Origin of the sequence: Vibrio sp. STUT-A16 (assembly GCF_026000495.1) — a bacterium.
GTDB lineage: Bacteria > Pseudomonadota > Gammaproteobacteria > Enterobacterales > Vibrionaceae > Vibrio > Vibrio diabolicus.
This window is the reverse complement of sequence record NZ_AP026765.1, coordinates 251,256-276,885: the sequence shown is the minus strand read 5'-3', so window position 1 is coordinate 276,885 and position 25,630 is coordinate 251,256. Positions and strand designations below refer to the sequence as shown.

General features: G+C 45.9%; 25 protein-coding genes. 17 read left to right on the top strand and 8 right to left on the bottom strand.

All coding sequences use genetic code 11. The features are described 5' to 3' along the window. The first annotated feature begins 71 nt into the window (after positions 1 to 71). The 4 genes from rsgA to OO778_RS01260 all read left to right on the top strand — a co-directional run bounded on the left by rsgA (position 72) and on the right by OO778_RS01260 (position 4,713). Complete coding sequence (gene rsgA, locus OO778_RS01275; protein WP_005395388.1) at positions 72 to 1,136, top strand: small ribosomal subunit biogenesis GTPase RsgA; 1,065 nt, start codon at positions 72 to 74, stop codon at positions 1,134 to 1,136. 116 nt (positions 1,137 to 1,252) lie between these two features. After that, entirely contained in the window at positions 1,253 to 2,110 is an 858-nt protein-coding gene (gene asd, locus OO778_RS01270) for an archaetidylserine decarboxylase (RefSeq protein WP_264910598.1), read from the top strand. Positions 2,111 to 2,277: 167 nt separating this feature from the next. Next, positions 2,278 to 3,693 (top strand): SLC13 family permease, encoded by a 1,416-nt coding sequence (locus tag OO778_RS01265; protein ID WP_012841332.1) that lies wholly within the window; start codon positions 2,278 to 2,280, stop codon positions 3,691 to 3,693. Between the two features lie 132 nt (positions 3,694 to 3,825). Beyond that, the gene (locus tag OO778_RS01260; RefSeq protein WP_264910596.1) at positions 3,826 to 4,713 is read left to right on the top strand and encodes a DMT family transporter; all 888 of its coding nucleotides are present in this window, start codon (positions 3,826 to 3,828) and stop codon (positions 4,711 to 4,713) included. 82 nt (positions 4,714 to 4,795) lie between these two features. Here the strand turns inward: OO778_RS01260 and gpmM are convergent, their stop codons facing one another. Further along, positions 4,796 to 6,328, bottom strand: a complete 1,533-nt coding sequence (gene gpmM, locus OO778_RS01255) for a 2,3-bisphosphoglycerate-independent phosphoglycerate mutase (RefSeq protein ID WP_264910594.1) — start codon at positions 6,326 to 6,328, stop codon at positions 4,796 to 4,798. A 547-nt stretch (positions 6,329 to 6,875) separates the two neighbouring features. Between gpmM and OO778_RS01250 the strand changes: the two genes are divergently transcribed. The 5 genes from OO778_RS01250 (at position 6,876) to OO778_RS01230 (ending at position 11,327) form a co-directional block, all read left to right on the top strand. After that, positions 6,876 to 7,310 (top strand): rhodanese-like domain-containing protein, encoded by a 435-nt coding sequence (locus OO778_RS01250; RefSeq protein WP_005395399.1) that lies wholly within the window; start codon positions 6,876 to 6,878, stop codon positions 7,308 to 7,310. Between the two features lie 247 nt (positions 7,311 to 7,557). Then, positions 7,558 to 8,022, top strand: a complete 465-nt coding sequence (gene secB, locus OO778_RS01245) for a protein-export chaperone SecB (protein ID WP_005395400.1) — start codon at positions 7,558 to 7,560, stop codon at positions 8,020 to 8,022. Between the two features lie 195 nt (positions 8,023 to 8,217). Continuing rightward, positions 8,218 to 9,255 (top strand): NAD(P)H-dependent glycerol-3-phosphate dehydrogenase, encoded by a 1,038-nt coding sequence (gpsA, locus tag OO778_RS01240; RefSeq protein WP_264910592.1) that lies wholly within the window; start codon positions 8,218 to 8,220, stop codon positions 9,253 to 9,255. Between the two features lie 78 nt (positions 9,256 to 9,333). Continuing rightward, complete coding sequence (gene cysE, locus OO778_RS01235) at positions 9,334 to 10,155, top strand: serine O-acetyltransferase (RefSeq protein WP_005395410.1); 822 nt, start codon at positions 9,334 to 9,336, stop codon at positions 10,153 to 10,155. Between the two features lie 26 nt (positions 10,156 to 10,181). After that, positions 10,182 to 11,327 carry a murein hydrolase activator EnvC gene (locus OO778_RS01230; RefSeq protein ID WP_047010262.1) on the top strand — a complete coding sequence of 382 codons (1,146 nt, stop codon included), beginning with the start codon at positions 10,182 to 10,184 and terminating at the stop codon, positions 11,325 to 11,327. A 73-nt stretch (positions 11,328 to 11,400) separates the two neighbouring features. Here OO778_RS01230 and OO778_RS01225 read toward each other — a convergent pair whose 3' ends face one another. The 4 genes from OO778_RS01225 to epmA all read right to left on the bottom strand — a co-directional run bounded on the left by OO778_RS01225 (position 11,401) and on the right by epmA (position 14,514). Continuing rightward, positions 11,401 to 12,357, bottom strand: coding sequence for a DHH family phosphoesterase (locus tag OO778_RS01225; protein ID WP_264910589.1), 957 nt, complete (start codon positions 12,355 to 12,357; stop codon positions 11,401 to 11,403). Positions 12,358 to 12,501: 144 nt separating this feature from the next. After that, positions 12,502 to 13,137, bottom strand: a complete 636-nt coding sequence (locus OO778_RS01220; protein ID WP_005395413.1) for a TetR/AcrR family transcriptional regulator — start codon at positions 13,135 to 13,137, stop codon at positions 12,502 to 12,504. Between the two features lie 21 nt (positions 13,138 to 13,158). Then, complete coding sequence (locus OO778_RS01215; protein ID WP_005395414.1) at positions 13,159 to 13,533, bottom strand: VanZ family protein; 375 nt, start codon at positions 13,531 to 13,533, stop codon at positions 13,159 to 13,161. 9 nt (positions 13,534 to 13,542) lie between these two features. Continuing rightward, entirely contained in the window at positions 13,543 to 14,514 is a 972-nt protein-coding gene (gene epmA / locus OO778_RS01210) for an elongation factor P--(R)-beta-lysine ligase (protein WP_264910585.1), read from the bottom strand. Between the two features lie 436 nt (positions 14,515 to 14,950). Between epmA and frdA the strand changes: the two genes are divergently transcribed. From frdA to frdD, 4 genes are read left to right on the top strand one after another with little or no spacing between them, the layout of a single operon-like run. Continuing rightward, on the top strand, positions 14,951 to 16,750 hold the full coding sequence (frdA, locus tag OO778_RS01205) for a fumarate reductase (quinol) flavoprotein subunit (protein ID WP_005381487.1): 1,800 nt from the start codon (positions 14,951 to 14,953) through the stop codon (positions 16,748 to 16,750). Beyond that, positions 16,750 to 17,508 carry a succinate dehydrogenase/fumarate reductase iron-sulfur subunit gene (locus OO778_RS01200; RefSeq protein WP_005381489.1) on the top strand — a complete coding sequence of 253 codons (759 nt, stop codon included), beginning with the start codon at positions 16,750 to 16,752 and terminating at the stop codon, positions 17,506 to 17,508. Before frdA ends, OO778_RS01200 begins: the two co-directional genes overlap by 1 nt. 2 nt (positions 17,509 to 17,510) lie before the next feature. Next, positions 17,511 to 17,894, top strand: coding sequence for a fumarate reductase subunit FrdC (gene frdC / locus OO778_RS01195; RefSeq protein ID WP_098414573.1), 384 nt, complete (start codon positions 17,511 to 17,513; stop codon positions 17,892 to 17,894). 10 nt (positions 17,895 to 17,904) lie between these two features. Next, positions 17,905 to 18,282 carry a fumarate reductase subunit FrdD gene (gene frdD / locus OO778_RS01190; RefSeq protein ID WP_264910583.1) on the top strand — a complete coding sequence of 126 codons (378 nt, stop codon included), beginning with the start codon at positions 17,905 to 17,907 and terminating at the stop codon, positions 18,280 to 18,282. A 101-nt stretch (positions 18,283 to 18,383) separates the two neighbouring features. On the opposite strand, the gene OO778_RS01185 is transcribed toward frdD, so the two are convergent. Beyond that, positions 18,384 to 19,787, bottom strand: coding sequence for an SPFH domain-containing protein (locus tag OO778_RS01185; RefSeq protein ID WP_005395423.1), 1,404 nt, complete (start codon positions 19,785 to 19,787; stop codon positions 18,384 to 18,386). Between the two features lie 265 nt (positions 19,788 to 20,052). After that, positions 20,053 to 20,619 carry an elongation factor P gene (gene efp / locus OO778_RS01180; protein WP_005395425.1) on the bottom strand — a complete coding sequence of 189 codons (567 nt, stop codon included), beginning with the start codon at positions 20,617 to 20,619 and terminating at the stop codon, positions 20,053 to 20,055. Between the two features lie 32 nt (positions 20,620 to 20,651). On the opposite strand from efp, the gene epmB reads away from it, so the two are divergent. Beyond that, positions 20,652 to 21,674: an EF-P beta-lysylation protein EpmB gene (epmB, locus tag OO778_RS01175; RefSeq protein WP_134648273.1), complete on the top strand. Its 1,023-nt coding sequence runs from the start codon at positions 20,652 to 20,654 to the stop codon at positions 21,672 to 21,674. A gap of 95 nt (positions 21,675 to 21,769) precedes the next feature. Continuing rightward, a complete protein-coding gene (locus tag OO778_RS01170) occupies positions 21,770 to 22,267 on the top strand; it encodes an MgtC/SapB family protein (RefSeq protein WP_005395427.1) in 498 nt (165 codons plus the stop codon). 99 nt (positions 22,268 to 22,366) lie between these two features. Here the strand turns inward: OO778_RS01170 and OO778_RS01165 are convergent, their stop codons facing one another. Further along, on the bottom strand, positions 22,367 to 22,930 hold the full coding sequence (locus OO778_RS01165) for a hypothetical protein (protein WP_005395435.1): 564 nt from the start codon (positions 22,928 to 22,930) through the stop codon (positions 22,367 to 22,369). Between the two features lie 419 nt (positions 22,931 to 23,349). On the opposite strand from OO778_RS01165, the gene OO778_RS01160 reads away from it, so the two are divergent. Together OO778_RS01160 and OO778_RS01155 are read left to right on the top strand one after the other, a co-directional pair. Further along, positions 23,350 to 24,645, top strand: coding sequence for a site-specific integrase (locus tag OO778_RS01160; protein WP_005395439.1), 1,296 nt, complete (start codon positions 23,350 to 23,352; stop codon positions 24,643 to 24,645). Between the two features lie 42 nt (positions 24,646 to 24,687). After that, positions 24,688 to 25,524: a hypothetical protein gene (locus tag OO778_RS01155; protein ID WP_264910567.1), complete on the top strand. Its 837-nt coding sequence runs from the start codon at positions 24,688 to 24,690 to the stop codon at positions 25,522 to 25,524. The last annotated feature ends 106 nt before the right edge of the window (positions 25,525 to 25,630 follow it).

Here is a 25,630-nt window from a genome sequence, read left to right as displayed (position 1 = left end):
AAACACGATACTCACGCAGAGCCAAGAGCACGGCTCAACCATTTGAGTAAATTCACATAAAGTACAGAATTGTGGCAAAGAAGAAAAAGTTAACCAAAGGTCAAGTGCGACGCGTACGCAGCAACCAACAAAAGCGTTTAAAAAAGCAAGAAGAGTCCATCCAGTGGGATGAAAACATGCTAGGCGCAAGCAAACAAGGTCTCGTGATCACTCGTTTTGGCCAGCACGCGGATATTGAAGACCTTGAAACAGGCGAGATTCAACGCTGTAACCTTCGCCGTGGTATCGAATCTTTAGTATCTGGCGATCGAGTTTTATGGCGCGAAGGCTTGGAGTCTATGGCTGGCATTTCTGGCGTTGTTGAAGCGGTAGAACCTCGTTCTTCAGTGCTCACTCGTCCAGATTACTACGATGGCCTAAAGCCCGTAGCTGCCAATATTGATCAAATGGTCATTGTCTCCTCGGTACTGCCCGAGCTATCACTGAATATTATTGACCGTTACCTCGTAGCATCAGAAACACTGAATATCGCACCATTGCTGGTCTTAAACAAAGTCGATCTTCTAGAAGCCGATGATCGTGCAATGTATGAAGAATGGCTCAAAGAATATGAACGTATTGGCTATAAAGTGCTTCTGGTCAGCAAGAAGTCTGGAGAAGGCATTGCTGAACTAGAAACCCTGCTGCGTGACCGAATTAATATCTTTGTTGGTCAATCAGGCGTAGGGAAATCCAGCTTAGTCAACGCGTTAATGCCGGAACTAGAGAGCGAAGTGGAAGAAGGCGAAGTTTCCGAGAACTCTGGTTTAGGCCAACACACCACGACAGCAGCGCGCTTGTATCATATTCCGACGGGTGGCGACTTGATCGACTCTCCTGGAGTGCGTGAATTTGGGCTTTGGCATTTGGAAGCAGAAGAAGTAACGAAAGCATTCGTTGAATTCCGACCATACTTAGGCGGTTGTAAGTTCCGAGATTGTAAGCACAATGACGACCCTGGCTGCCTTCTACGTGAAGCTGTTGAGAAAGGGGAAATCAACGAAACTCGCTTTGAAAACTACCATCGCATTTTGGAAAGCATGGTTGAAAACAAAGCAAACCGTCAGTATTCACGCAATAAGAAAGCCGATCTGTAATTAAGTTAAGACTGTAACTGTGTAAAAAGTCTTCACCTAATACTGACAAGCAAATTAAATTTCAGTAACATCACGCGCCCTAAAGCGCGAATCTAACAGAAGTATCGGAATTAAAGATGGACAAGTTTAAAGTTGGACTGCAGTACTGGATCCCACAACACGGCCTCACTCGCCTAATGGGTAAACTGGCTTCAGCAAAAGCTGGCGGTCTAACAACAGCAGTTATTCGTTGGTTTATCAAACAATACAATGTGAACATGGATGAGGCGAAGCACTCAGATCCTAAGCATTTTAAAACGTTCAACGAGTTTTTCGTTCGTGAGCTAAAAGAGGGCGCACGCCCAATTTCTGAAGGCGAAAACGTCATCACTCACCCAGCCGACGCTTGTGTTAGCCAATTTGGCCCTATTGAAGATGGTCAACTTATCCAAGCAAAAGCTCATCACTTCTCAGCGCAAGAACTGCTGGGCGGTGACGCGAATTTAGCAAACGAATTTAAAGATGGATCTTTTGCCACGCTGTACCTGTCTCCGCGCGATTACCATCGTGTACACATGCCGTGTGACGGCACACTGCGCCAAATGATTTACGTGCCTGGTGACCTGTTCTCGGTAAACCCACTTACGGCAGAAAACGTTCCAAATCTATTCGCACGTAACGAGCGTGTGGTGTGTATCTTTGACACTGAGTTTGGTCCTATGGCACAAGTGCTTGTTGGCGCAACCATCGTAGGTAGCATTGAGCAAGTATGGGCTGGCACGATCACTCCGCCTCGTGGCAATACTGTCTACAAATGGGATTACCCAGCTGAGGGTGACAAGGCCGTGATCTTGAAAAAAGGCGAAGAGATGGGCCGCTTCAAACTGGGCTCTACTGTTATTAACCTATTTGCCAAAGACGCGATTGAGTTTGACGCAAGCATGGAAAACGGTAAGCCAACCGTAATGGGCACACCTTACGCCTTGAAAAAATAAACAAAACCCCGTTAAAAGAGCCCTTTCTCAAGGGCTCTTTTTATTGATAAAAAGCAAAATTCCGTTCAAAATTTAGCCTCTATTTCTCAAACTCATACCTGCCTCTAAGACCTTCATTCCACAATCAATTATCCTGCGCTTAGGATGAATATTTAGAGGGGCAGCCAATGCCAAAGATGAGTGTAAACACGCTGGCGAAATTGCTGGTATGCTTTTTAATTCCGCTCGGTGTTTTGATGATGCCGATTGATGCTATTCCTATTGATGATCTTACTTTAATTCAGCATCGTCTGTTGGCTATTTTTCTTCTTGCTGCCCTACTTTGGGTTCTTGAGCCGGTACCCGTTTTTGCTACGTCCATTCTTATTATCGCTCTTGAACTGATCATGATATCGGATAAAGGTTTGCATCTATTTCGCAATCCACCAGCGGGGCATGATTTAGGAGAGTTAATTGCTTACACTGATATTTTCTCTGCCTTCTCTTCACCGATCATTATTCTTTTTATGGGTGGGTTTGCCCTCGCCATCGCGGCTTCCAAATACGAACTCGACAACAATCTCGCCCGAGTATTACTAAAACCATTCGGCACACAACCTAAGTTCATCATGCTGGGTTTGATGCTCATTACCGCCGTTTTTTCAATGTTCATGTCCAACACTGCCACGACGGTCATGATGTTGGCGCTGCTCGGTCCAATCGTCGCTTCTGCACCTAAAGGGGATCTAGGGATTAAAGCGCTGGTGCTGTGCATTCCAATTGCCGCGAATACTGGCGGCATTGCAACTCCGATAGGCACGCCACCTAACGCAATAGCGCTCCAATACCTCACCGGAGAAAACGCCATAGACTTCCTATCTTGGATGACAATGGGCCTACCATTTGTGCTGATACAACTCACTGTTGCTTGGTTTTTGTTGCAGAAGCTGTTTCCGTCCAGCGAACCAGAAATGAAACTAAAGCTGGATGGTACATTCAAAAAGAGCTGGCGCGCGATCGTCGTCTACATCACTTTTGCACTAACCATTGTGCTTTGGATGACGACAAAAGTGCACGGCATGAACACGTATGTTGTTGCGATTATCCCGCTTGCGGTGTTCACCTTAACGGGCATTATGGGAAAAGAAGAACTCAAGCTGATTAACTGGGACGTGCTATGGCTGGTTGCTGGTGGTATCGCAATTGGTATTGCCTTAGACAAAACGGGTTTAGCCGAAGCATTGGCACACGCCATTGATTACAGCTTACTATCACCATTTGCCGTTGTCTTTGCCCTATCGGTAGTATGTTGGTTAATGGCGAACTTTATGTCTAATACCGCAACGGCAAACTTATTAATGCCTATTGCTGCCGCTATTGGTACATCCATGCCAAGCCTTATTGCGGTTGGTGGCCTACAAGGTTTACTGGTTGTCGTCGCATTCTCCGCATCACTTGGCATGATCTTACCGGTTTCCACGCCACCAAACTCTTTGGCTTATTCAACAGGCCTAATCGAGAGCAAAGACATGGCGAAAGTGGGGCTGATTCTTGGTTTGATTGGTCTATTTATCGTGTATGGCGCAGTTCTGGTGCTGTTTTAATCGATAAGCTCCGTGACAGAGCTTGTTGTCATGGAGCTGTTCGCCAGCTATTGCCCTCACAGAGCAGCTTTTACATCCATTAAATTTCGTGCATATTAAGACTCCTCTACTCTACAAGGACGTCGACACATCATGGGTTACGAATGGCTTGCTTTATGTGCCGCTTTTCTGTGGGCAGTTTCTAGCCTTATTTCTGTCATTCCTGCACAACACCTAGGCGCTTTTTCTTACAGCCGCTGGCGCATGGGCTGTACGGCCGTGATCTTATCAACAATGGCCTGGATAACTGGCGGCTGGTTAACGGTTTCTTGGGAACATGTAACGCCAATGATGGCGTCGGGTCTGATTGGAATTTTCATCGGTGATACCGCTCTGTTTGCGTGCTTGAATCGTATGGGACCAAGACAAGCCGGACTACTGTTTTCCTGCCATGCGGTATTCTCGGCCATTTTGGGCTACTTCTTATTTAGTGAAGTCATGACCACAACAGAACTACTGGGCGCATCATTGGTATTTAGCGGCGTGGTGATGGCGATATTCTTTGGTCGAAGAGGCCAAGTGAATAACGTCTTGGAAGACATTAAAGGTAACATCTGGGTGGGCATTGGACTTGGCTTAACCGCAGCAATGTGCCAAGCATTGGGCGGCATCATCGCCAAGCCAGTAATGCAAACCAGCATTGACCCCGTTGCGGCTTCTGCTATTCGAATGATCAGTGCATTTTTCGCCCACAGCATGTTGTTAGTTCTGGGGGTCAAAATCGCTCGCTCGACACAACACATTACTTGGCGAATATTTGGTATTACTGCGCTTAACGGTTTCTTGGCGATGGCCGTCGGCATGACGCTGATCTTATACGCACTGCAAGAAGGAAATGTAGGTATGGTTGCACTGCTATCTTCAACCACGCCAATTATGTTGCTACCGCTACTCTGGATTTACACTAAACGCCGACCAAACCGATTTGCATGGTTGGGCGCAGCCCTAGCTGTGATTGGTGCTGGCATTTTGGTTCAATAACCTTACAGACCAGCCCTTATTGCCAGATACAAAAAAGCCCGAGTTTAAACTCGGGCTTTTGTCATTCTGAGCAGTTAGTTAATTATTTAACTAGCACTTCACCCGTCATTTCTGCTGGGATTTCTAGACCTGCTAGAGAAAGCATGGTTGGTGCAAGGTCAGACAGTTTTCCGCCTTCTTTGAACTCAACCGCTTTATCACCTACGTAAATAAGAGGAACCGGTAGGTTAGTGTGCGCTGTGTGAGTACCACCCGTTTCTGGGTCAACCATCATTTCTGCGTTACCGTGGTCCGCAGTGATCAGTAGCTGACCGCCAACTTCTTTGATTGCTTCAACTACTTTGCCAACACTTTCATCTAGCGCTTCGATTGCTTTCTCAGCTGCTTCGTAAACGCCAGTGTGACCAACCATATCTGCGTTCGGGTAGTTACAGATGATAGTGTCGAACTTACCAGACTTGATCGCCGCAACCAGTTTCTCTGTAAGCTCAGGGGAGCTCATTTCTGGCTGAAGGTCGTAAGTGGCTACTTTTGGAGAAGCAACAAGCTGGCGCTCTTCGCCTTCAAATTCGTTTTCAACACCGCCGTTGAAGAAGAAAGTCACGTGTGCGTATTTCTCTGTTTCAGAGATACGTAGCTGAGTTTGACCTTGCTTAGACAGCCACTCACCGTACGTGTTTTCTAGAGACGCTGGTGGGAATGCGATTGCTAGAGGGATATCTGCCGCGTATTGAGTCAACATAACGAAGTTAACTGCCGGGAATACCGCACGCTCAAAACCATCAAAGTCAGGCACGAATGCGCGAGTGATTTGACGAGCACGGTCAGCACGGTAGTTCATGAAGATAACCGCATCACCGTCTTGCATGATTGCGTCTTCTTCGCCTTCCGCTTTAATGGTTGTCGCTTTCACGAACTCATCGTTCTCTTCACGAGCGTAAGCGGCTTCTAGACCAGCAACGGCGGTTTCTGCTGTAAACTCAGCTTTCGCTTGAGTCAGAAGATCGTAAGCCACTTGAACGCGATCCCAGTTGTTGTCACGGTCCATAGCGTAGTAGCGACCTACTAGAGAAGCAACACGACCTTTACCTAGTTTCGCGAATAGATCTTGGAAACGTTGTAGCGAGTTTTCAGCACTACGTGGTGGCGTGTCACGACCGTCTAGGAAACAGTGTAGGTAGATTTTCTCAGCGCCACGAGCCGCTGCCATTTCAACCGCTGCGTAGATATGGTCTTCATGAGAGTGTACGCCACCTGGAGACATCAGACCCATGATGTGTACCGCTTTCTCTGCTTTAACAGCAGCATCAACTGCTTCAACAAGCGCTGGTGTTTCAGCGAACTCACCGTCAGCGATCGATTTAGTGATACGAGTTAGATCTTGGTATACAACGCGACCTGCGCCAATGTTAGTGTGACCAACTTCTGAGTTACCCATTTGACCATCAGGAAGGCCAACATCCATGCCTGAAGCAGAGATTAAAGTGTGTGGGTTATTCGCAATCAGAGCATCCATTACTGGTGTTTTCGCATTCGCAATTGCGTTACTTGCTGTGTCTTCACGGTAACCGTAACCGTCAAGGATAACTAGAGCCAGTGGCTTCTTAGCTGACATAGTGATGACCTCATCAAATTTAAGTAACTTTTGGCGTAGGGCCTCGCTGCCCTATCTAACCTTGAAACAAAACTAGCGTAATTTTACTACACTTTTTAACCAAAACTGTAGGTTAAGATCAAATAATGTTTGCGATTTATTGTTGCTATCTTACAAGTTAAGCGAACAACGAGTCAGTGCCGACAAACGTGTTCCACAAGCATAGTCATTCCTAATACGCTTTGTACACCCCAGTCTAGGTTCGGTTTTCTTACGCTTCTGATTCTTGTTTTTGCACCTGAAACAGCGCTTATTTAACGCATGATCGAACAAGATTGGTTAGTTCCTATTGTTCGCTTTTTTCGGTAAAACAAAAGTCACTTAAGTCGATAAATCCAATAGGCAAAAACAATCAAGCTACCATAGTCCAAGGCACGGATGGCAATAACATAAAGGGTTTATAGAGATCTCAATTATTCGTTAGAAAATTTTAACCCTCTCGCCTAAGAGGCTTAACCCCGCTATACTCCTGCTTTATTTTTCCGCCAACAGCGTAAGAGCTCAAGACATGCAAGAGTACATTGAATTTTTCCAACAGAACATGATTCTATCTTTGGTTTGGGTAGGTCTTCTTGTCGCCTTTATCATGAACATCGTGAAGTCAGCGACGGCCGCATACAAAGAAATCAACGTAAACCAACTGACTCATCTTATGAACCGTGAAAACGGCGTTGTAGTGGATATCCGCACAAAGGACGAGTTCAAAAAAGGTCATATCACCGACTCACTTCACATTTTACCGTCAGATATCAAAGCGGGTAACTTTGGTAGCCTTGAAAACCACAAATCAGACCCAATCATTGTGGTATGCAAGACAGGGCAAAACGCTCAAGAAAGCGCGAACCTATTAGTAAAAGCAGGCTTTGAAAAAGTAAGCCTACTGAAGAACGGCTTGATTGCATGGAACGAAGCGAACCTGCCTTTAGTACGTGGTAAAAAGTAATACCCGGCAGCTTCGATAACGTGGCAGAGGCAAAAGATAAGGTACGCATTCCAGCGTGTTTTTGCCAAGCTTCGTGGATAATAAACTGAGCAAATTGAAAGCAGTTGAAGCATTAAGTTGTGACGCTTTGCACGTAATACACGCTTCATCTAGTCAAGGTAGATTGGCTCAGTTAGTCTCGGGACATACCAGTTTTCTGAGTTTAGACGTTTCTAGGCTCTACAAATATTTATTTAAGGATTAAAAAATGGCTGAAGCAGCACCTCAAGAAGCACAACAAAACTTCGCAATTCAACGCATCTTCCTAAAAGACGTTTCTTTCGAAGCGCCAAACTCTCCAGTAATCTTCCAAAAAGAATGGAACCCAGACGTTAAACTAGACCTAGACACTCAAAGCCGTGAGCTTGGTGAAGGCGTTTACGAAGTGGTTCTACGTCTAACTGTAACTGTGAAGAACGAAGAAGAAACAGCGTTCCTATGTGAAGTTCAACAAGGTGGTATCTTCACTGCTGAGCAAATGGAAGCAGGCCAACTTGCACATTGCCTAGGCGCATTCTGCCCGAACATCCTATTCCCATACGCTCGTGAAACTATCTCAAGCCTAGTGGTTAAAGGTACGTTCCCTCAACTGAACCTAGCGCCAGTTAACTTCGACGCGCTATTCATGAACTACCTACAACAGCAAGCTCAACAAGGCGAAGCTGAAGCGTAATTCACGTTTTGTAAGTGACGAATAGCCTGAGTGCTGACGTCACCGACTCTAATAAAATGCACAGAGCGTCTACCATCCGATGCAATGTGCATTTTTTATTTCTGACAAAAGTTCCTAGTTCCTAATCGCCAGAAGGCGTAAAATTTGACGATTAGGAACTAGATTCTACTAGTAGAAAGACAATTAGGCGGTAGCATGACACAAGCAAATACAAACAATGCTTACGGTAAAGACATCGCAATGACGGTGATTGGCGCAGGTTCATACGGTACCTCTCTGGCGATCTCACTCGCTCGTAACAGCGCGAACGTAGTCCTTTGGGGACACGAGCCTGAGCACATGGCACGTTTAGAAGCGGATCGCGCGAATCACGCTTTCTTACCTGGTGTTGATTTCCCTGAAAGCTTGATCATTGAATCGGATTTAGAAAAAGCCGTACAAGCAAGCCGAGATTTATTGGTTGTGGTTCCAAGCCATGTTTTTGGCATCGTGCTGAACAGCTGTAAGCCTTTCTTACGTGAAGACTCTCGTATCTGCTGGGCAACCAAAGGTCTTGAGCCAGAAACGGGTCGTCTGCTGAAAGATGTCGCTTATGACATTATCGGTGAAAACTACTCACTGGCTGTATTGTCTGGCCCAACGTTCGCCAAAGAGCTCGCGATGGGCATGCCTACTGCAATTTCAGTTGCTTCTCCAGATGCTGAATTTGTCGCTGACCTACAAGAAAAAATCCACTGCAGCAAAACCTTCCGCGTGTACGCCAATAGTGACTTTATCGGCATGCAATTGGGCGGTGCGGTGAAAAACGTTATCGCAATTGGTGCGGGTATGTCTGACGGCATCGGTTTTGGAGCCAACGCGCGTACTGCATTGATTACTCGTGGTTTGGCCGAAATGAGTCGTCTTGGTGCTGCGCTTGGTGCAAAACCAGAAACCTTCATGGGTATGGCTGGTTTGGGCGACCTTGTCCTAACGTGTACCGACAACCAATCACGTAACCGCCGCTTTGGTTTAGCGCTAGGTCAAGGTAAAGACGTCGACACGGCACAAGAAGAAATTGGCCAAGTCGTAGAAGGCTACCGCAACACGAAAGAAGTATGGATGCTCTCTCAACGCATGGGTGTTGAGATGCCAATTGTTGATCAAATTTATCAAGTATTGTATCAAGGTAAGGATGCACGCCTGGCAGCGCAAGATTTACTTGCTCGTGACAAAAAAGCCGAAGGAAAGTAGCACTCTACGCCCCTTCGCACCTCATCTGAGAAGAATAGAAGTTGTCGGGTCACGGAAGAACCACTCAGGATATTGAGAATGAAACACTGCGAAAAACAAAAAGTCTGGAACAGAATTGTCTCAGAAGCCCGCGAAATGTCAGAGCAAGAGCCAATGCTGGCCAGCTTTTACCATGCCACCATCATCAAGCATGAAAGTTTCTGTGCCGCGCTCAGCTACATTTTGGCAAACAAGTTAAACACGGCATCGATGCCAGCAATGGCAGTACGTGAAGTGGTAGAAGAAGCGTTCTCTGCCGACCCAACCATTACCGATTGTGCCGCTTGTGACATTTGTGCCACGGTTAATCGCGACCCTGCAGTTTCGATGTACTCTATGCCGCTGCTGTACTTAAAGGGCTACCACGCTCTGCAAGGCTACCGCGTGGCAAACTGGCTATGGAAACAAGGGCGCCATGCACTGGCAACCTACCTGCAAAACCAAATTTCGGTTGCGTGTCAGGTAGACATTCACCCGGCAGCACGCATTGGTAGCGGCATCATGCTCGACCACGCAACGGGGATCGTCATCGGTGAAACTGCAGTTATCGATAATGACGTCTCAATTCTACAAGACGTTACCTTAGGCGGTACGGGTAAAGAGTGCGGCGATCGTCACCCGAAAATCCGTGAAGGTGTGATGATTGGTGCAGGTGCAAAAATTCTTGGCAATATCGAAGTGGGCGAAGGCGCGAAAATCGGCTCTTGCTCTGTGGTATTGCAAGCAGTACCACCACACACAACTGTGGCGGGGGTTCCTGCAAAAATCGTCGGTCGTCCAAAAACGGACAAACCTTCTCTCGATATGGATCAAGGCTTTAATGGTAAATCACAAAGCTTTATCCATGGAGATGGTATTTAATCGTCAACAAACCTTTTGACAACAACGTGGTAGGTAAATCTCAAGTGCGAAAACAAAATCACCCTGTTCTACGCTCGGCTATTTTATTAACTTGTGCTTTATCTGCCACATATCCCCTCACCTCTTCTGCCGCTAGTCAACAAGAGCTCAAAGGCGTATCAAGTGAGATAAGCCGTCAACGCAAATCTCTCTCTTCCCAAGAAAAGCAACTCAATGAGCTACAAAAATCGCTCAAAGAGCAAGAACTTGGCATTTCTAAACTTGAACGCGAAATAAGACAAACCAAATCTGAGCTAGCACAAGCAGACAAAAACATAGACAAGCTAGAAGAGAAAATTGCCTTGCAAGAAGCGCAGCGCCAAGAGCAAGAGGAAGAGCTCAAACAGTTGCTGCAAACATATTACGTGACCGAACGAGCAAAAGCCAATGGTCACTTGTTGAATCAAGGTGTGGAAGAAGACCGCATGAGTCAATACTTCCAGCACTTAGCCAAAGCGCGTGCGGAAGTGATTGATGCAATCACCAAAACCACTCAAGAATTGGCACACAACAAAAACCAGCTTGAGCTAGAAAAAGAGCAAATCGAGACGTTACTCAAACAGCAATCTGAGAAACGTACGGCGCTGGCAAGTACACAATCCAAACGTAAGCAAACCCTGAATAAAATTCAGAGCAGTATCAAGAACGATAAACGCTACCTTGCTGAACTGCAGCGCAACGAAACACGGCTAAAAGCTGAGATAGCCAAAGCGGCTAAGCGTAATGCCGTGCCAATGGACGGACTGGGCAAACAGCGCGGTAAACTGCCATGGCCACTCAAAGGTCGTGTATTACACAACTTCGGTACTCGCCAAACCGGGCAAGTAAACTGGAAAGGCATGGTGCTTGCGGCCAATTACGGTCAACAAGTGAAAGCCGTTTACCCGGGCACTGTCGTATTTGCGGAGTATTTACGCGGTTATGGCTTAGTGGTATTGCTTGACCACGGCAAAGGTGACATGACGCTCTACGGCTACAACCAAGCGTTGACGAAAAAAGAAGGCGATCGAGTGACCGCTGGCGAAGTGATCGCTCTTGCGGGTGATACTGGCGGGCAAGATCGCGCATCACTCTACTTCGAAATTCGCCGCAACAGTGAAGCGCAAAACCCGAAATCTTGGTTGAAGCGCTGATTATCTGACTCATCGACTTATAATAAAAAAGGAGCCACTCGGCTCCTTTTTTGTATTCATATTTTGGCAAATGCTATGCGTAGTACGTTTCTACCGCATCAATAAAAGCACTTACATCATCTTTGCTTAAGGCGTTGATGCCTGCCGCCGCTTCTCGGCCGCCACCAGTTGGAAACTGCCCACACACGGCAACGGCGCCTTGTTTGTTGTTCAACGGGGCACGTAGAGAGACCGTGTAAGTGCCATCTGCATTTTCGGTGAGTACTGCATGAGCAGAATCTGGGTTTTGATTTGCCAGCCAGTTGCCATACACACCGCTGATTCTACTTGATGCGGCCGTGTTTGGTAGTTCGAACAGCTTCAGCTTACCGCTCTCATGCGTGGCAGGCACTGCCAGAGCGGCATCCATATCTTGTCGGTAAGCAGATTGCAGTTGGTAGTAAGGCGAAGTTTTATCTTCAATAGCGTCAAATGGCGACGCGTACTTCAGCAAAGCTTGGTATAAATCCGCTGGATGGAAATGTAAGTCATCCACTTTCGAACCGTAACCGTTGTAATTAATCAAAGTGCCCAGCTCTTTAAGCTGCGCTTTCTGATCGTGTGACAAGCCGACCTTGTCAGCCAATTCATCTGCTTTCGCGATCATGTTATCGCCATAAGCCGCCGTAATCGCCCATGTGTGAAAACGTCCATTTAGCAATTGATCGACAATTAAAGCCGTACACATGTTGGCATCGAGATCGATGTGCGCATCCAAGTTGCCATGCTGAGGAATATCACCCGCCTTATGGTGATCGGCGTAAAACACGTGCGCGCCTTGAGCCAATGCTTGCTCTAGGCCTACCATGTTCTTTTCCATCGAAATGTCTAACACCGTTAGCTCATCACCCGCTTGCACGTCTACTTTTTCCACCAGCTTGATGTCGCGCTTTACACCAGTAATTAACTGAGCCTCGATAGGATCAGCCAAGCGTAATTGTAGAAGCGCAATGATGCCATCAGCATCGCCATTAAAAATGTCGTAATTCATGGAGCGATAGTTCCTTTATCGAGAGTCATATCCCAGAGAGGGCTGAACGGTATGAGGACTATTGTGCGTGGCATATTTGACAAGTCAACTCGAGCCACGACTCGAAAATGAGAGTGACTCTCGAAATATTAAGCAGTTTGACGTTTAACTGTGTAGATTGCTGACTGCATCTTCCAGTAACAGTAGCTGCTCTAACCCCTGCTCAGTTGCTAATGGCTTAACGACATTAAGCATCTGCAACATCCCTTGCTTCACCATTTGCTCAGTGATGCTGGTTTTCGAAGCCATTGCAGATTGATATGCCAACCAGCTACACGCAATCAAATGCAACGTACACACCAGTGACTTCAACTGCTGTTGATCAACATTAAGCAGCTTTAGCGATACAAACTCCTGCATGATCGCAATGAGGTTCGCTTGCAGCTTTTCTTGCACATCGATGTACTGCTCATGTAACTGCTCATCTCGTGACAAGATCTCAGGTAGATTCGCGTAGAAAAAGCGGTATTTCCACATTAGCGTAAAGATGGAGTCTAGGTAGCTCTTCAGCATAGTCAGGCTTTCCTGTGAGCCTTGAATAGGGGTAAATCTTTCTAAAAGTTCTGCTGAATAAAGCGCAAAGATCTCACGAACGATTTCTTGCTTATTACGGAAGTGGTAATACAGATTACCTGGGCTAATTTCGATGTGATCGGCAATGTGATTGGTGGTGATGTTGCGTTCACCATGTTGGTTGAACAACTCCAGTGCCGCGTAGACGATTTTGTCGCGCGTTTTCATTGTTATCGTGTTCCCTCTTCATTAACGAATCGAGTATAGCGACTTCACCAACCTAGGTCGATAGAGGCTCCAAATACGGTAACATAACAGACCAGTTAGAATACCCGTTGAGTTGGCGACAAGGTCTAACCAAGAGGTTTGTCTGCCGACATACCCTTGTAGCCATTCGATGGCAGCACTAAATAATAAGATACCAATCGCCACCGCCCAACGTTGACGCCAACGCCACACGCAAAAGCAACCTAAAAACGCAAATCCGCTGTACGCCATGGCGTGCTGCATTTTATCAAGATACGCAATGTTGCCCCAATCTTGCAACTCGCCCGAGCTCAACGATAAGTAAGCGATCAGTATTGCGTAGCTGAGAATGACCAAACGTGCAGCAGCCAAGTTCATTGAATATCCTTATGCGATTGGGAATGGAAAAGCCGTCACTTGATCAATGTGGTCACAGCCGAGCGCTAGCATGATCAAACGATCGATGCCTAACGCAACACCCGCACAATCTGGCAACCCTGCCTCCAATGCGGAGATCAAATGATAGTCGATTGGCTGCGGTTTTAAACCCATGTCGAGACGCTTCGCGTTATCTTGCTCAAAACGCGCCAGTTGCTCTTTCGGGTTATCGAGTTCATGGAACCCATTTGCCAGCTCAATTCCCTTAAAATACACCTCAAAGCGATCCGCAACACGATGGTCTTGAGGATTGATTTTCGCAAGCGCCGCCTGCGATGCCGGGAAGTCGTACACAAAAGCAGGCACATCCTGACCAATTTTGTGTTCGACTCCCACGCTAAATAGCAATTGCAGTAACGTATCGCGATCTTCTTCAGGCTCTGCAATGTCACTTAAACCCAGCTTGCTTGCCGCTGTTTTCAGCTCCGTCATCGAGCCTTCTAGTGGACACACACCCAACACATCAATGAAGGCTTGTTGATACGTCATGCGCTGCGCTGCACCACACTTCAATACCAACTGCAACAGATCATCCATTTCATCCATCAGCTTGTGATGGTCAAAGCCAACGCGATACCACTCCAACATCGTGAATTCTGGATTGTGGTAACGACCATTTTCTTCGTTACGAAATGCTTTGTTGATTTGATAAATACAACCGCTACCCGCTGCCAAAAGACGCTTCATGTGGAATTCGGGGCTGGTCATAAAGAACAGCTTACTGCCATCGGCGTAACCCGGACCAACAAACTCGGTTTGGAAAGTATGCAAATGAATGTCGGTCACGGTTGCGTGACTCATGGCTGGCGTGTCGACTTCCATCACCAGTCGATCAGCGAAGAATTGGCGAATCGACGCGATTAACGTCGCACGTTGACGAAGTTGGTCAATGGAAGCAGTAGGTTGCCAGTTGGTTTGCATAACAAGTCTCTCAAAACTCTAATTTAGCGCGTAAAAACCCATTCTACATGCTTTTTACTCTTCAAGAAGAGAGGAATATCCCTTCTTCTTTTTACTAACGTGCTCGCCTATTTGAGGCAAGCATTACTCGTGCCGCAGCACAAAAAACACTCAGTTAAAATCCTATTATCCATGCGGTTAATGTCACGCAACACAGGTTTAACATCCCTAATGTTAATGCTTGAGGACCAAAACCTCGATGCCGTGATAGCAGTCACATAACCTATAAATTCTATGCCCTTAAGTGCATTACCGAAGCAAAAACCCAATTACATCAATTTTTCGGCCATGTGGCTCATCTACACTAACCCTACTACTTTTGGGGAGTTCTTTTTAAAGAGCGCCTCGTAATGACAATAACAAGCGGATTTCCGCAATCACACACTGGAGGATAACTGTGCAAATTATCACCACAGATATCGCAGTCATCGGCGCAGGCGGCGCTGGTCTTCGTACTGCTATTGCAGCGGCTGAAGCAAACCCAGACTTAGAAGTCGCTCTGATTTCTAAAGTTTATCCAATGCGCTCCCACACGGTCGCTGCAGAGGGTGGCTCAGCAGCAGTTATCAAGGATGAAGATAGCTTAGACAACCACTTCAACGACACTGTTGGCGGTGGTGACTGGCTATGTGAACAGGATGTTGTTGAATACTTTGTAGAGAACGCGACTCGCGAAATGATCCAAATGGAGCAATGGGGTTGCCCATGGAGTCGTAAAGAGAACGGTGAAGTCAACGTACGCCGCTTTGGTGGTATGAAGGTTGAACGTACTTGGTTCGCTGCAGACAAAACTGGCTTCCACATGCTTCATACGCTATTCCAGACATCAATGAAGTACAGCAACATCAAACGTTTTGATGAGTACTTTGTGGTGGATCTGCTTGTTGATGAAGGCGAAGTTCAAGGTCTGATTGCTATTCACATGTCTGAAGGCGAGCTTGTTACTATCAAAGCAAAATCGGTTGTTCTAGCAACAGGTGGCGCGGGCCGTGTTTACCACTGTAACACCAACGGCGGTATCGTAACGGGCGATGGTATGGCAATGGCTTACCGTCACGGCGTTCCTCTACGTGATATGGAATTCGTTCAATACCACCCAACCGGTCTTCCAGGCACAGGTATCCTGATGACGGAAGGTTGTCGTGGTGAAGGCGGTATCATCGTTAACAAGAACGGCTATCGTTACCTACAAGATTACGGCATGGGCCCTGAAACTCCAGTTGGCCAACCGAAGAACAAATACATGGAACTGGGTCCTCGTGACAAAGTTTCTCAAGCTTTCTGGCACGAACAACAGAAAGGCAACACCATCAAACACCCACTGGGTGACGTGGTGCACCTAGATCTTCGCCATCTTGGTGAAGAGTACCTACAAGAGCGTCTACCGTTCATCTGTGAGCTAGCAAAAGCTTACGTAAACGTGGACCCTGCAAAAGAGCCAATTCCAATTCGTCCAACCGTTCACTACACCATGGGTGGTATTGAAACGGACGGCGGTTGTGAAACTCGCATTAAAGGCCTATTCGCGGTGGGTGAATGTGCGTCTGTTGGTCTTCACGGTGCAAACCGTCTAGGTTCTAACTCACTGGCTGAGTTCGTGGTATTTGGCCGCGTAGCGGGTGAAAATGCAGTGAAACGCGCAGCAGAATTCAAAGGTTGGAACGACGCGGCAATTGACGCGCAAGTCAAAGCCGTTGAAGAGCGCATCGCGAAACTGATGAACCAAGAAGGCGACGAAAACTGGGCAGAAATCCGCACAGAAATGGGCCACACCATGGAAGCTGGCTGTGGTATCTACCGCCAAGAAGATTTGATGCAAGCGACTATCGACAAAATCACTGAGTTGAAAGAACGCTACAAACGCATCAGCATCAAAGACAAAGGTAAAGTGTTCAACACAGACCTTCTATACGCAATCGAAGTGGGTTACGGCCTAGAAGTCGCAGAAGCGATGGTTCACTCTGCGATTCTACGTAAAGAATCGCGCGGCGCGCACCAGCGTCTAGACGACGGTTGTACAGAACGTGATGACGTGAACTTCCTAAAACACTCACTTGCTTTCTACAAGCCAGAGTCAGCACCAAGTATCGATTACAGCAATGTGACCATCACTAAGTCACAACCAAAAGCTCGTCTATACGGTGAAGCAGCAGAAAAAGCAGCGGCTGAAGAGAAGAACGCAGAGGAGCAAGCATAATGTCAGCAAATCGCATTCAAAAAGTAGACATCCTGCGTTACGACCCAGAAAAAGATGCAGAACCATACAAGCAAACATTCGAAGTCCCATTCGATGAAACCATGTCTGTACTTGACGCACTTGGTTACATCAAAGACCACCTAGACAAAGATCTGTCTTACCGTTGGTCTTGCCGTATGGCGATCTGTGGTTCTTGCGGCATCATGGTGAACAACGTACCGAAACTTGCTTGTAAGAGCTTCCTACGTGACTACCCAGACGGTGTGACTATCGAACCTCTAGCGAACTTCCCAATCGAGAAAGACTTGATTGTTGATATGACGCCATTCATCGAGCGCCTAGAAGCAATCAAACCATACATCATTGGTAACGATCGTAAACCAGAAGACGGTACGAACTTGCAAACGCCAGAACAGATGGCGAAGTACAAGCAGTTCGCTGGCTGTATCAACTGTGGTCTGTGCTATGCCGCATGTCCTCAGTTTGGTCTTAACCCAGAGTTCATCGGTCCTGCTGCACTAACGCTAGCCCACCGCTACAACCTAGACAGCCGTGACAACGGTAAAGATGAGCGCATGAAGCTTATCAACGGTGAAAACGGTGCTTGGGGTTGTACGTTTGTTGGTTACTGTTCTGAAGTTTGTCCGAAGAACGTTGACCCAGCAGCGGCAGTAAACCAAGGCAAAGTGGAGTCTTCTATGGACTTCGTGATTGCTATGTTGAAACCTGATGGTTCACCAAAGAAAGTGGAGGCATAAGGATGAGCAATCGTAAACCTTACGTTCGTGAAGTAAAACGCACTTGGTGGAAGAACCATCCTTTCTACCGCTTCTACATGCTACGTGAAGCGACGGTGCTTCCGTTAATCCTATTCACTCTGTTCCTAACTTTCGGTTTAGGTTGCTTGGTGAAAGGTCCTGAAGCATGGCAAGGTTGGTTAGCGTTCATGGCGAACCCAATCGTAGTCGCAATCAACATCGTTGCACTACTAGGTAGCCTATTCCACGCTCAAACTTTCTTCAGCATGATGCCACAAGTAATGCCAATTCGTTTGAAAGGCAAACTAGTGGACAAGAAAATCATCGTATTGACTCAGTGGGCCGCGGTTGCGTTCATCTCACTGATCGTTCTCATCGTGGTGTAAGGAGCTGAGCATGAAACCGAATTATAGTGTAAACACATCACCAAAACGTTCTGATGAGCCAATCTGGTGGGGTCTATTTGGTGCTGGCGGTACTTGGTTCGCGATGATTACGCCAATCACGGTATTGGTACTGGGTATCTTGGTCCCACTAGGCGTGATTGATGCAGAAGCGATGAGCTACGAGCGTGTCTCCGAATTCGCAACCAGTATCATCGGTGCGCTATTCGTCATTGGCACCCTAGCTCTACCAATGTGGCATGCGATGCACCGTGTACACCACGGCATGCACGACCTTAAATTCCACACTGGTGTGATAGGTAAAATTGCATGCTATGCATTTGCAGGCCTCATTACTGCACTAGCCGTTATCTTTATCTTCATGATTTAAGATACTGACTAAAAAGAAAAAGCTGGCTCTATGCCAGCTTTTTTATTGCTTTGGGTTACCCATGTTCTTTTTGCTTTTTAAGCTTTTGACCACCGATGATCTTATTGCTGTATGACCTTCTTCGTTTGGTCCATAAGACCCAGGGCACCAAAGCCAGTAATCACATCTAGGTTTGTTTTCAAGCCCGTTTCTTCGCTACCACCAATGTAGTTTTGTGGCATCTGAACTTGGAAGTTTTGCAAGTTGTTGTACAACGAGTTCGCTACGTCTCGATTCAACTCTGCCAAATAAACTTCACGGTTTGCCCCTAACGCCGAGTACTTCGCTTTTAGGACTTCAGATTCTGCACGACCTTTCGCTAATATCGCTTTCGCTTCAAACTCAGCAGAAAGTGCGTTCGCCTTTTGAATGGCTAAGTTAGCCTCTGCGATAGCTAGCTCTTTCTCCTTCTCGACTTCAGCAAGTCGTTTGGTTTTTTCCACTTCAACGATTTCACGCTCTGCAATCTGACGTGCAACTTCCACTTCTTTTTGCTGAGCAATAATAGCGAGTTCTTTACCACGCTGAGCGTCTTGCACTTCACGTGTTCGTTGAATCTCTTTGCGTAACTGCTCGGTCTCTGCTTGTGCTTTTGACGTTTCTTGCTCCTGAATCGCGCGAATACGATCCGCCACTAAACGCTTTTTATCCGCCAATAGCTGATCTAACTGCTTTTCTGGCTGTGGATCACCAATGGTCACCTGCGTCACTTGAATGCCGTATTGTTGTAACGGGTTGTCTTGACGAATTGGTTGCCCGGTTTTATCTACAACTGGCACCGTTTTCCAAACCAGTTGATTGGTGCGCTGTAGTTGGTTCGCATTGGCCTGATTCGCCCCAACAGGCGCAAGATCCAACTCTTCCACTTCAACCTGACGTCGCTCTGTTAGATAAATCCCCTCTCGCAACTGATCGCCAAGTTTCGATTTGAACTGGTTCAAACCACCTTGGAAAAACTCTTCACCCGTGTATTGGGTAGCAGTAATCACCGTCACGTTACGTGCGTTCTTTACAAGCAGCGCATCAATCAAGTTACTGTTGTTACGGAACTCTTTGTGCATCTTCTTCACCGCTTCAGGGTCATTACTGAGCTTAAAGCGGAATGTTACGGGGATCTGACCAATGTAGGTGTCGGCAAACCGAACCTGAATCGCATCAAGACGTTGATAAAAATCTTCGCCCTTGCTGTTACCGAATGACACAGTGATCACTTGGTCATACTTGGTGATTTTGGACAGAAATGGCATACGAAAATGAATGCCAGGTTCAGTAAACACATCCAACTCACCAGTGATATTGTTCTGATGCACGTAGCTGTAACCTGCATCGGTCATCAGCACAGAGCTATTAATCGTTAAGCCTATTGCCAACAGCGGTACGCCAAACACCGCAGCTTTCAATCCTTTGTGTAGTAACTGACGTCTTTCTTCCACCTTTAAACCCCTTCCTAAGCCTCTGCTTTCCATTTTGTTCTCCTTTTTGGATTGTTACTGAGTTAAATCGATAAAAATCAGATTGCTATGCAACTCAACAACAAGCACTAATGTATCAAAATGTTACATTAAGGAATAATCGACAGATTCATGAAATAAATAAGATTTTTACGAATAATACAAAATCATCGAAAATTTGCGGAGGATATCGATTTTCTATGCAGGGACATTCAAGAGAGAATTACAGGCAATAAAAAAGGCCGCCGAAGCGACCTTTCAAACAATCAATCTAAAGTGCTTACTTGACACGGCCTACGTATTCAGCCGTACGAGTATCTACGCGAATCACTTCACCAATTGAGATGAACAGAGGAACACGAACAACAGCGCCAGTTGATAGTGTAGCTGGTTTACCGCCAGTACCTTGAGTATCACCTTTCAGGCCTGGATCTGTGTCTACCACTTCTAGCTCAACGAAGTTTGGTGGAGTAACAGTAATTGGGTTACCGTTCCAAAGAGTGATCATACAAGTGTTGTTTTCTACCAACCACTTAGCGTTGTCACCTACCGCTTTTGCGTCTGCTGCGATCTGTTCAAACGTTTCACTGTTCATAAAGTGGTAGAATTCGCCGTCTGAATATAGATAATCTAGGTCGATATCCATTACGTCTGCCACTTCACAAGTGTCACCAGACTTGAATGTTTTCTCTAGCACTTTACCAGAAAGAAGTTTACGAATTTTAACGCGGTTGAACGCTTGGCCTTTACCTGGTTTAACGTATTCGTTTTCCAGAATTACACAAGGCTCGTTATCAAGCATTAACTTAAGACCGCCTTTAAATTCATTGGTGCTAACTGTAGCCATTTTTTCCTCTTACATTCTTAGAGCTAAATTCAATGCCGCACATAATAACCCGAAAAGTCGAATCTGTTGAGCAAAACTGGCTCAAACAGTTGGCGAATGGGATCTCTGATCCTGCAAAATTGCTCGAAATACTGGAAATTGATCCTTCACCGTGGCAAGACGGGTTTGCCGCGCGCAAGCTGTTTGCACAGCGTGTACCGCAAAGTTTTGTCGATAGGATGGAGAAAGGCAACCCTAAAGACCCTCTTTTACGTCAGGTTTTACCATTAAGTGACGAATTTGAAGTACATCCGGGCTATTCCAACGATCCGTTAGAAGAGCAGGATAATGAAGTCCCTGGTCTGCTACACAAGTATCGCAACCGCGCCCTAATGATTGTCAAAGGTGGCTGCGCGGTAAATTGCCGTTACTGTTTTCGTCGTCATTTCCCATATCAAGAAAATAAAAGCGGCAAGCAGGCATGGGCAAAGTGCTTAGAGTACATGGCTCAACAACCAGAGTTGAACGAAGTTATCTTCTCAGGTGGTGACCCATTGATGGCAAAAGACGATGAAATTCATTGGCTTTTAGAGCACATTGCTCATATACCTCACATCAAACGTCTGCGTATTCATAGCCGTTTACCTGTGGTGATTCCCGCTCGAGTCACTGATGAACTATGCCAACTGCTGCAAGCATCAAGGTTACAAATCATCCTTGTGACTCACATCAACCATGCCAACGAAATCAATGACGAATTTGCTGAACAGATGTTCAAGCTCAAAAGAGCGGGCGTTACGCTTCTAAACCAAGGCGTTCTACTGAAAGGTGTGAATGATTCGGTAGAAGCTCAAGTGGCGTTAAGTGAAGCCTTATTTGACGCGGGTATCTTGCCTTATTACCTCCACGTTCTTGATAAGGTGCAAGGCGCGGCGCACTACTTTATTTCGGACGAAGAAGCAAAAGCCATTATGCGCGGACTCATCACACGTGTATCGGGTTATCTGGTACCAAAACTGACACGAGAAATTGGTGGCAGGCCAAGTAAAACGCCGTTGGATTTGCATTTAGAATAGGTCCTGACGCTCAATTAAATTTGTCGTCACGACCGTTCCTTTTTGTTCGCTTTGCACGGTAAGTCTATGCATACTCCGCTCTTTTGGAGGTCAAGATGCATACAGCACTCGAACAAATTTTCGATCTTGGCCCATTCAGCTGGCCTGCCCTACTATGCTGTGCCATTAATGGGCTAATGATCGGTATCGAACGCCAAACTCGTGGTAAACCTGTTGGCATTCGCACGGCAATTCTTATTATTTCAGGCACTTACCTGTTTATGTCGATGGCAGTATCGTTATCGCCAAATACACTCGATCAAGCACGCGTGCTTGGTCAGATTATTACTGGCGTCGGCTTCTTGGGTGCAGGGGTGATGATGACACTCGATGGAAAAATCCACGGCGTAACATCCGCAGCGGTTATTTGGGTACTGGCAGGATTAGGGTTGATGATCGGTTTGGGTTATTTAACGCAGTCGGTGGTCATTACCCTACTGGCTTTAACGGTGTTGCTGGGCGTGGATAAAGCAGAAAACCACATCAAAGCATTGCGCCGAGGGGTTCACCAAAGAATTCAACAACGCAAAACCTCATCCCGCTTAATTAAATAGTTAACGCGCCGATAACTCGCTTCACCCCATCAGTAATTAAAAAGCCCTCGACGAATATCGAGGGCTTTCGGTATCTAAAGATTCTGACTTGCTCAGGGATTATTTAGCGAAGTTGATGAGTGGGAAACACTTGAAGAAACCGTTATCCGCACAGTTCAAAAGACCAATTTGTACGCCATCAATTTGATCGGTCATGTTGAAGAAGCCAAACTGGAAGTTAGACTTTTTAGAGATACTCGCTAAGCCCACATCCGCCATGGTGTAGCCTTCAGAATAGTTCACCGCGCTCCAGTTCAAGCCTTTTACATTGTTCGTAATGTTGACAGCACCCAAGTTAACACCCGTCGTCTGACCTTGGTTCCAGTTAACTAAGCCTAAAGACGCACCTTTCATTTCTTGGTTTACCTTTGCTGCACCAAAAAACAAACCGAAGTTCACACCTGTCGTACGATCCGTTTCTGACATACCAAGCAGTGAAAAGTCGACACCTTTAACCTCATTCACCTGTCCATGCAACACGGCTAAACGAACACCACCAACTGACGAGTTAGAAGGTGCGTTTGTGTTGTCGATAGTAGAGAACATCACAGGTGTACTGTCAGCAAGAGCAACTGGTGATGCGATAGCGGCTGCAACCGCCAATGACGTCATAAGCTTTTTCATTTTCATCTCCATGATGGGAAGCAACAATTTACAACATAGTGTAATGTTCAGATTTTGCGCTATCCACGTTCAAAAAGTGTTAGCGGTAGGTCAGATTTAACCATCTGACTCAAAAGAAAAAATTTTATCGCTTCTATTTTCATGTTTTTCCACTGACATTTCTTGAACTCGCCTCTCACAATCGAAGCCACATCAGAATGCTATATTTCTCGGATAACGCACATAAAAAAGTCGAGGCAAATGCCTCGACTTTTAAAGGTTTGGTCGGTTATCTTTCCGCTATAAGGATTCCCTTAGAGCAAAGAGATAAGCTGGCTTACATCATGCCGCCCAAATAAAGGACAAACCCCCAAACTACCGATATTTAAGGGATTGTGGTAACATTTGTCTCTACATTAGTCTCTACTTTTGGGTATACAATGCCTCAAGATACAAAGTATTTAAAGAAGCGTAAGAACCGTGATGTTTGGCTTTTTTCTAAACGTATCCCTAAGCAGATACAGCACCTTTATGAAGGGAAAGAAGTCTATACCAAATCCTTAAAAACCTCTTGCATCAAAACAGCGAGACTGCGTAGAAATGCAATTCTTGCTGAAATGAGCTTGAAAGAGGAACAAGCCATTGACGGAGGGCGAGCAACTTTCGTCAGTTTCTACAAAACACTCAAAGAAGCCAAAGAGATACATGGCTATGACCCTTACGGCTCCCATCACAATATTGATGTAGAAGATGTGACCAACACAAATCTCTACCCCGAAATACAACAAGAAGCGTTTAGAGCAGTCTATTTAGGTGAAACACCTATCAAATATACCTGCACATTAAGGGAGTCGATGTCTGAGTGGCTAGAACTAAATAGAAACAAAAATAAAGACACTATATCCAAAGTGAAATCTACAACCGAACGTTTTCTTAAGCACTGTGGAGTTTTTGACTTACCACTGCTCAGTATTGAGCGATCTTCCGTTGTTAACTTCATTCATGAGCTCTCAGGAGAATGCTCAGTATCAACAATCAGAGCTCACTTAAGTAGGTTGAAGACGGTTTACAAACATGCGTGGGACATGGGACACATTAAGAACAAAGACAATCCTTTTGCTGACCATTCACTAGCTCACCTTGAGGCTCGGAAAGAAAAGAACCCGAAGCAATTGTTTAGTAGAGAGCAAATCCATTTACTCGTGAAGTGGGCTGATGAACAAACGGCTAAAGGCTCAAACATGGGTCTATTGTTTCGTCTGGGCCTGTTCACTGGCAGTAGAATTGGAGAACTGTGTAGGATCAAGGTTAAAGATGTATATACAGACTCTGGGATTACTGCAATCAAAATCAGAGTAGGTAAAACCTCTTCAGCTCAACGGACTGTACCATTAACTGACTCGCTAGCCTCCGAAGTAAAACAACTAACGGATGGTAAAGACCCTGAGAGCAAACTGCTTGGGTTGAACGGAGACAAGGCTAGTCGTGACTTTTCACGATTTAAAGTTGCAAATGTCAGTAAAGATTCGTCTCAATGCTTCCATAGTCTTCGTGTTCACTTGTCCACAGCAATGTTAAGAGCTGGGATTCAAGAACATCGTTCTGCTTTCATAGTAGGGCATGAAGGCGGTAAGACCATGACTTATGGTTACTACGCCAAAGGGGATGAGTTAAAGACCCTCAAAGAATATGTTGATAGAGCTGAAGCAATTATCCAGAGAGACTGGTTAAGTTAGCGATGTAACCATATGAGCGAAGACATACATATAAGGTGCCAGATGTTAAATAGTACAGAAAGTTACTTTGATGAGATGCTACAGCGGATGAGAGATGGACTTGACGCAGGCTTGAGCTATGACGATATCGTGGGAACAGAGCATGCTATTGCTTCAGAAGCTGGTATCAACTTAGATGAGCTACAAGAACAGTGGATCAAGGAGGCCAGAGAGAAGCGCGCGGTTGAAGAAGTTCAGTACAAACAAAGCTTCGACTATTTACTTAAGCATAAAGACTCTGCCATCTCTCAACTAATTCAAGCAAATGCCCTTAACCTCAAAACCTGTGAACCAGAACTAGGTAGAGGTGTTCATGGGATAGCCTTTAGAACTACAGCGAACACAGTGATAAAAGTCACTTTAGATAAAAGGGAATTTCTACTTGCAAAAGTCTTAGCGAGAGTACCTCATAAGTTCAACTGCAATCATTTAGCAAAAGTTTACAATACTCATAAGTACTCAGATAAGCTTTATGTCATCCATTTAGAATATGTAGAGACAACAGGGCTTTGCCCTGAAACGCTGAGTACCTATAGGAGTGAATTGTCATCTAATCGAGATGTATTTTTTAGCTGGGAAGATTATGTTTGTGGAGATCCACTACCGTCAGAGGTTAATCCGAGCAAAGAAGCACTAAGGTTTCTAAATGCGATTCGTGAGGTTGTACTAACACTAGATGATTTGGGGATTGAGCTTGATATCTCTGAAACAAGAGTAGACAACATAGGTATTACGTCTGATGGGAGGTACGTGCTATTCGACCAAGTACCTAACGTCCCCTACGACGATGTACAGGAATGGGCAGATGAGTTAGATGATTACTATCACGAACTATATTAGCCACTGTGCTGTACAGAGTGTAATAGCTCCCTGTATTTAGTAGTAATAACAAAACACTCGCGTACCCATTAGGTATACCCAAACGACTACGGTCAAACCTTGATCA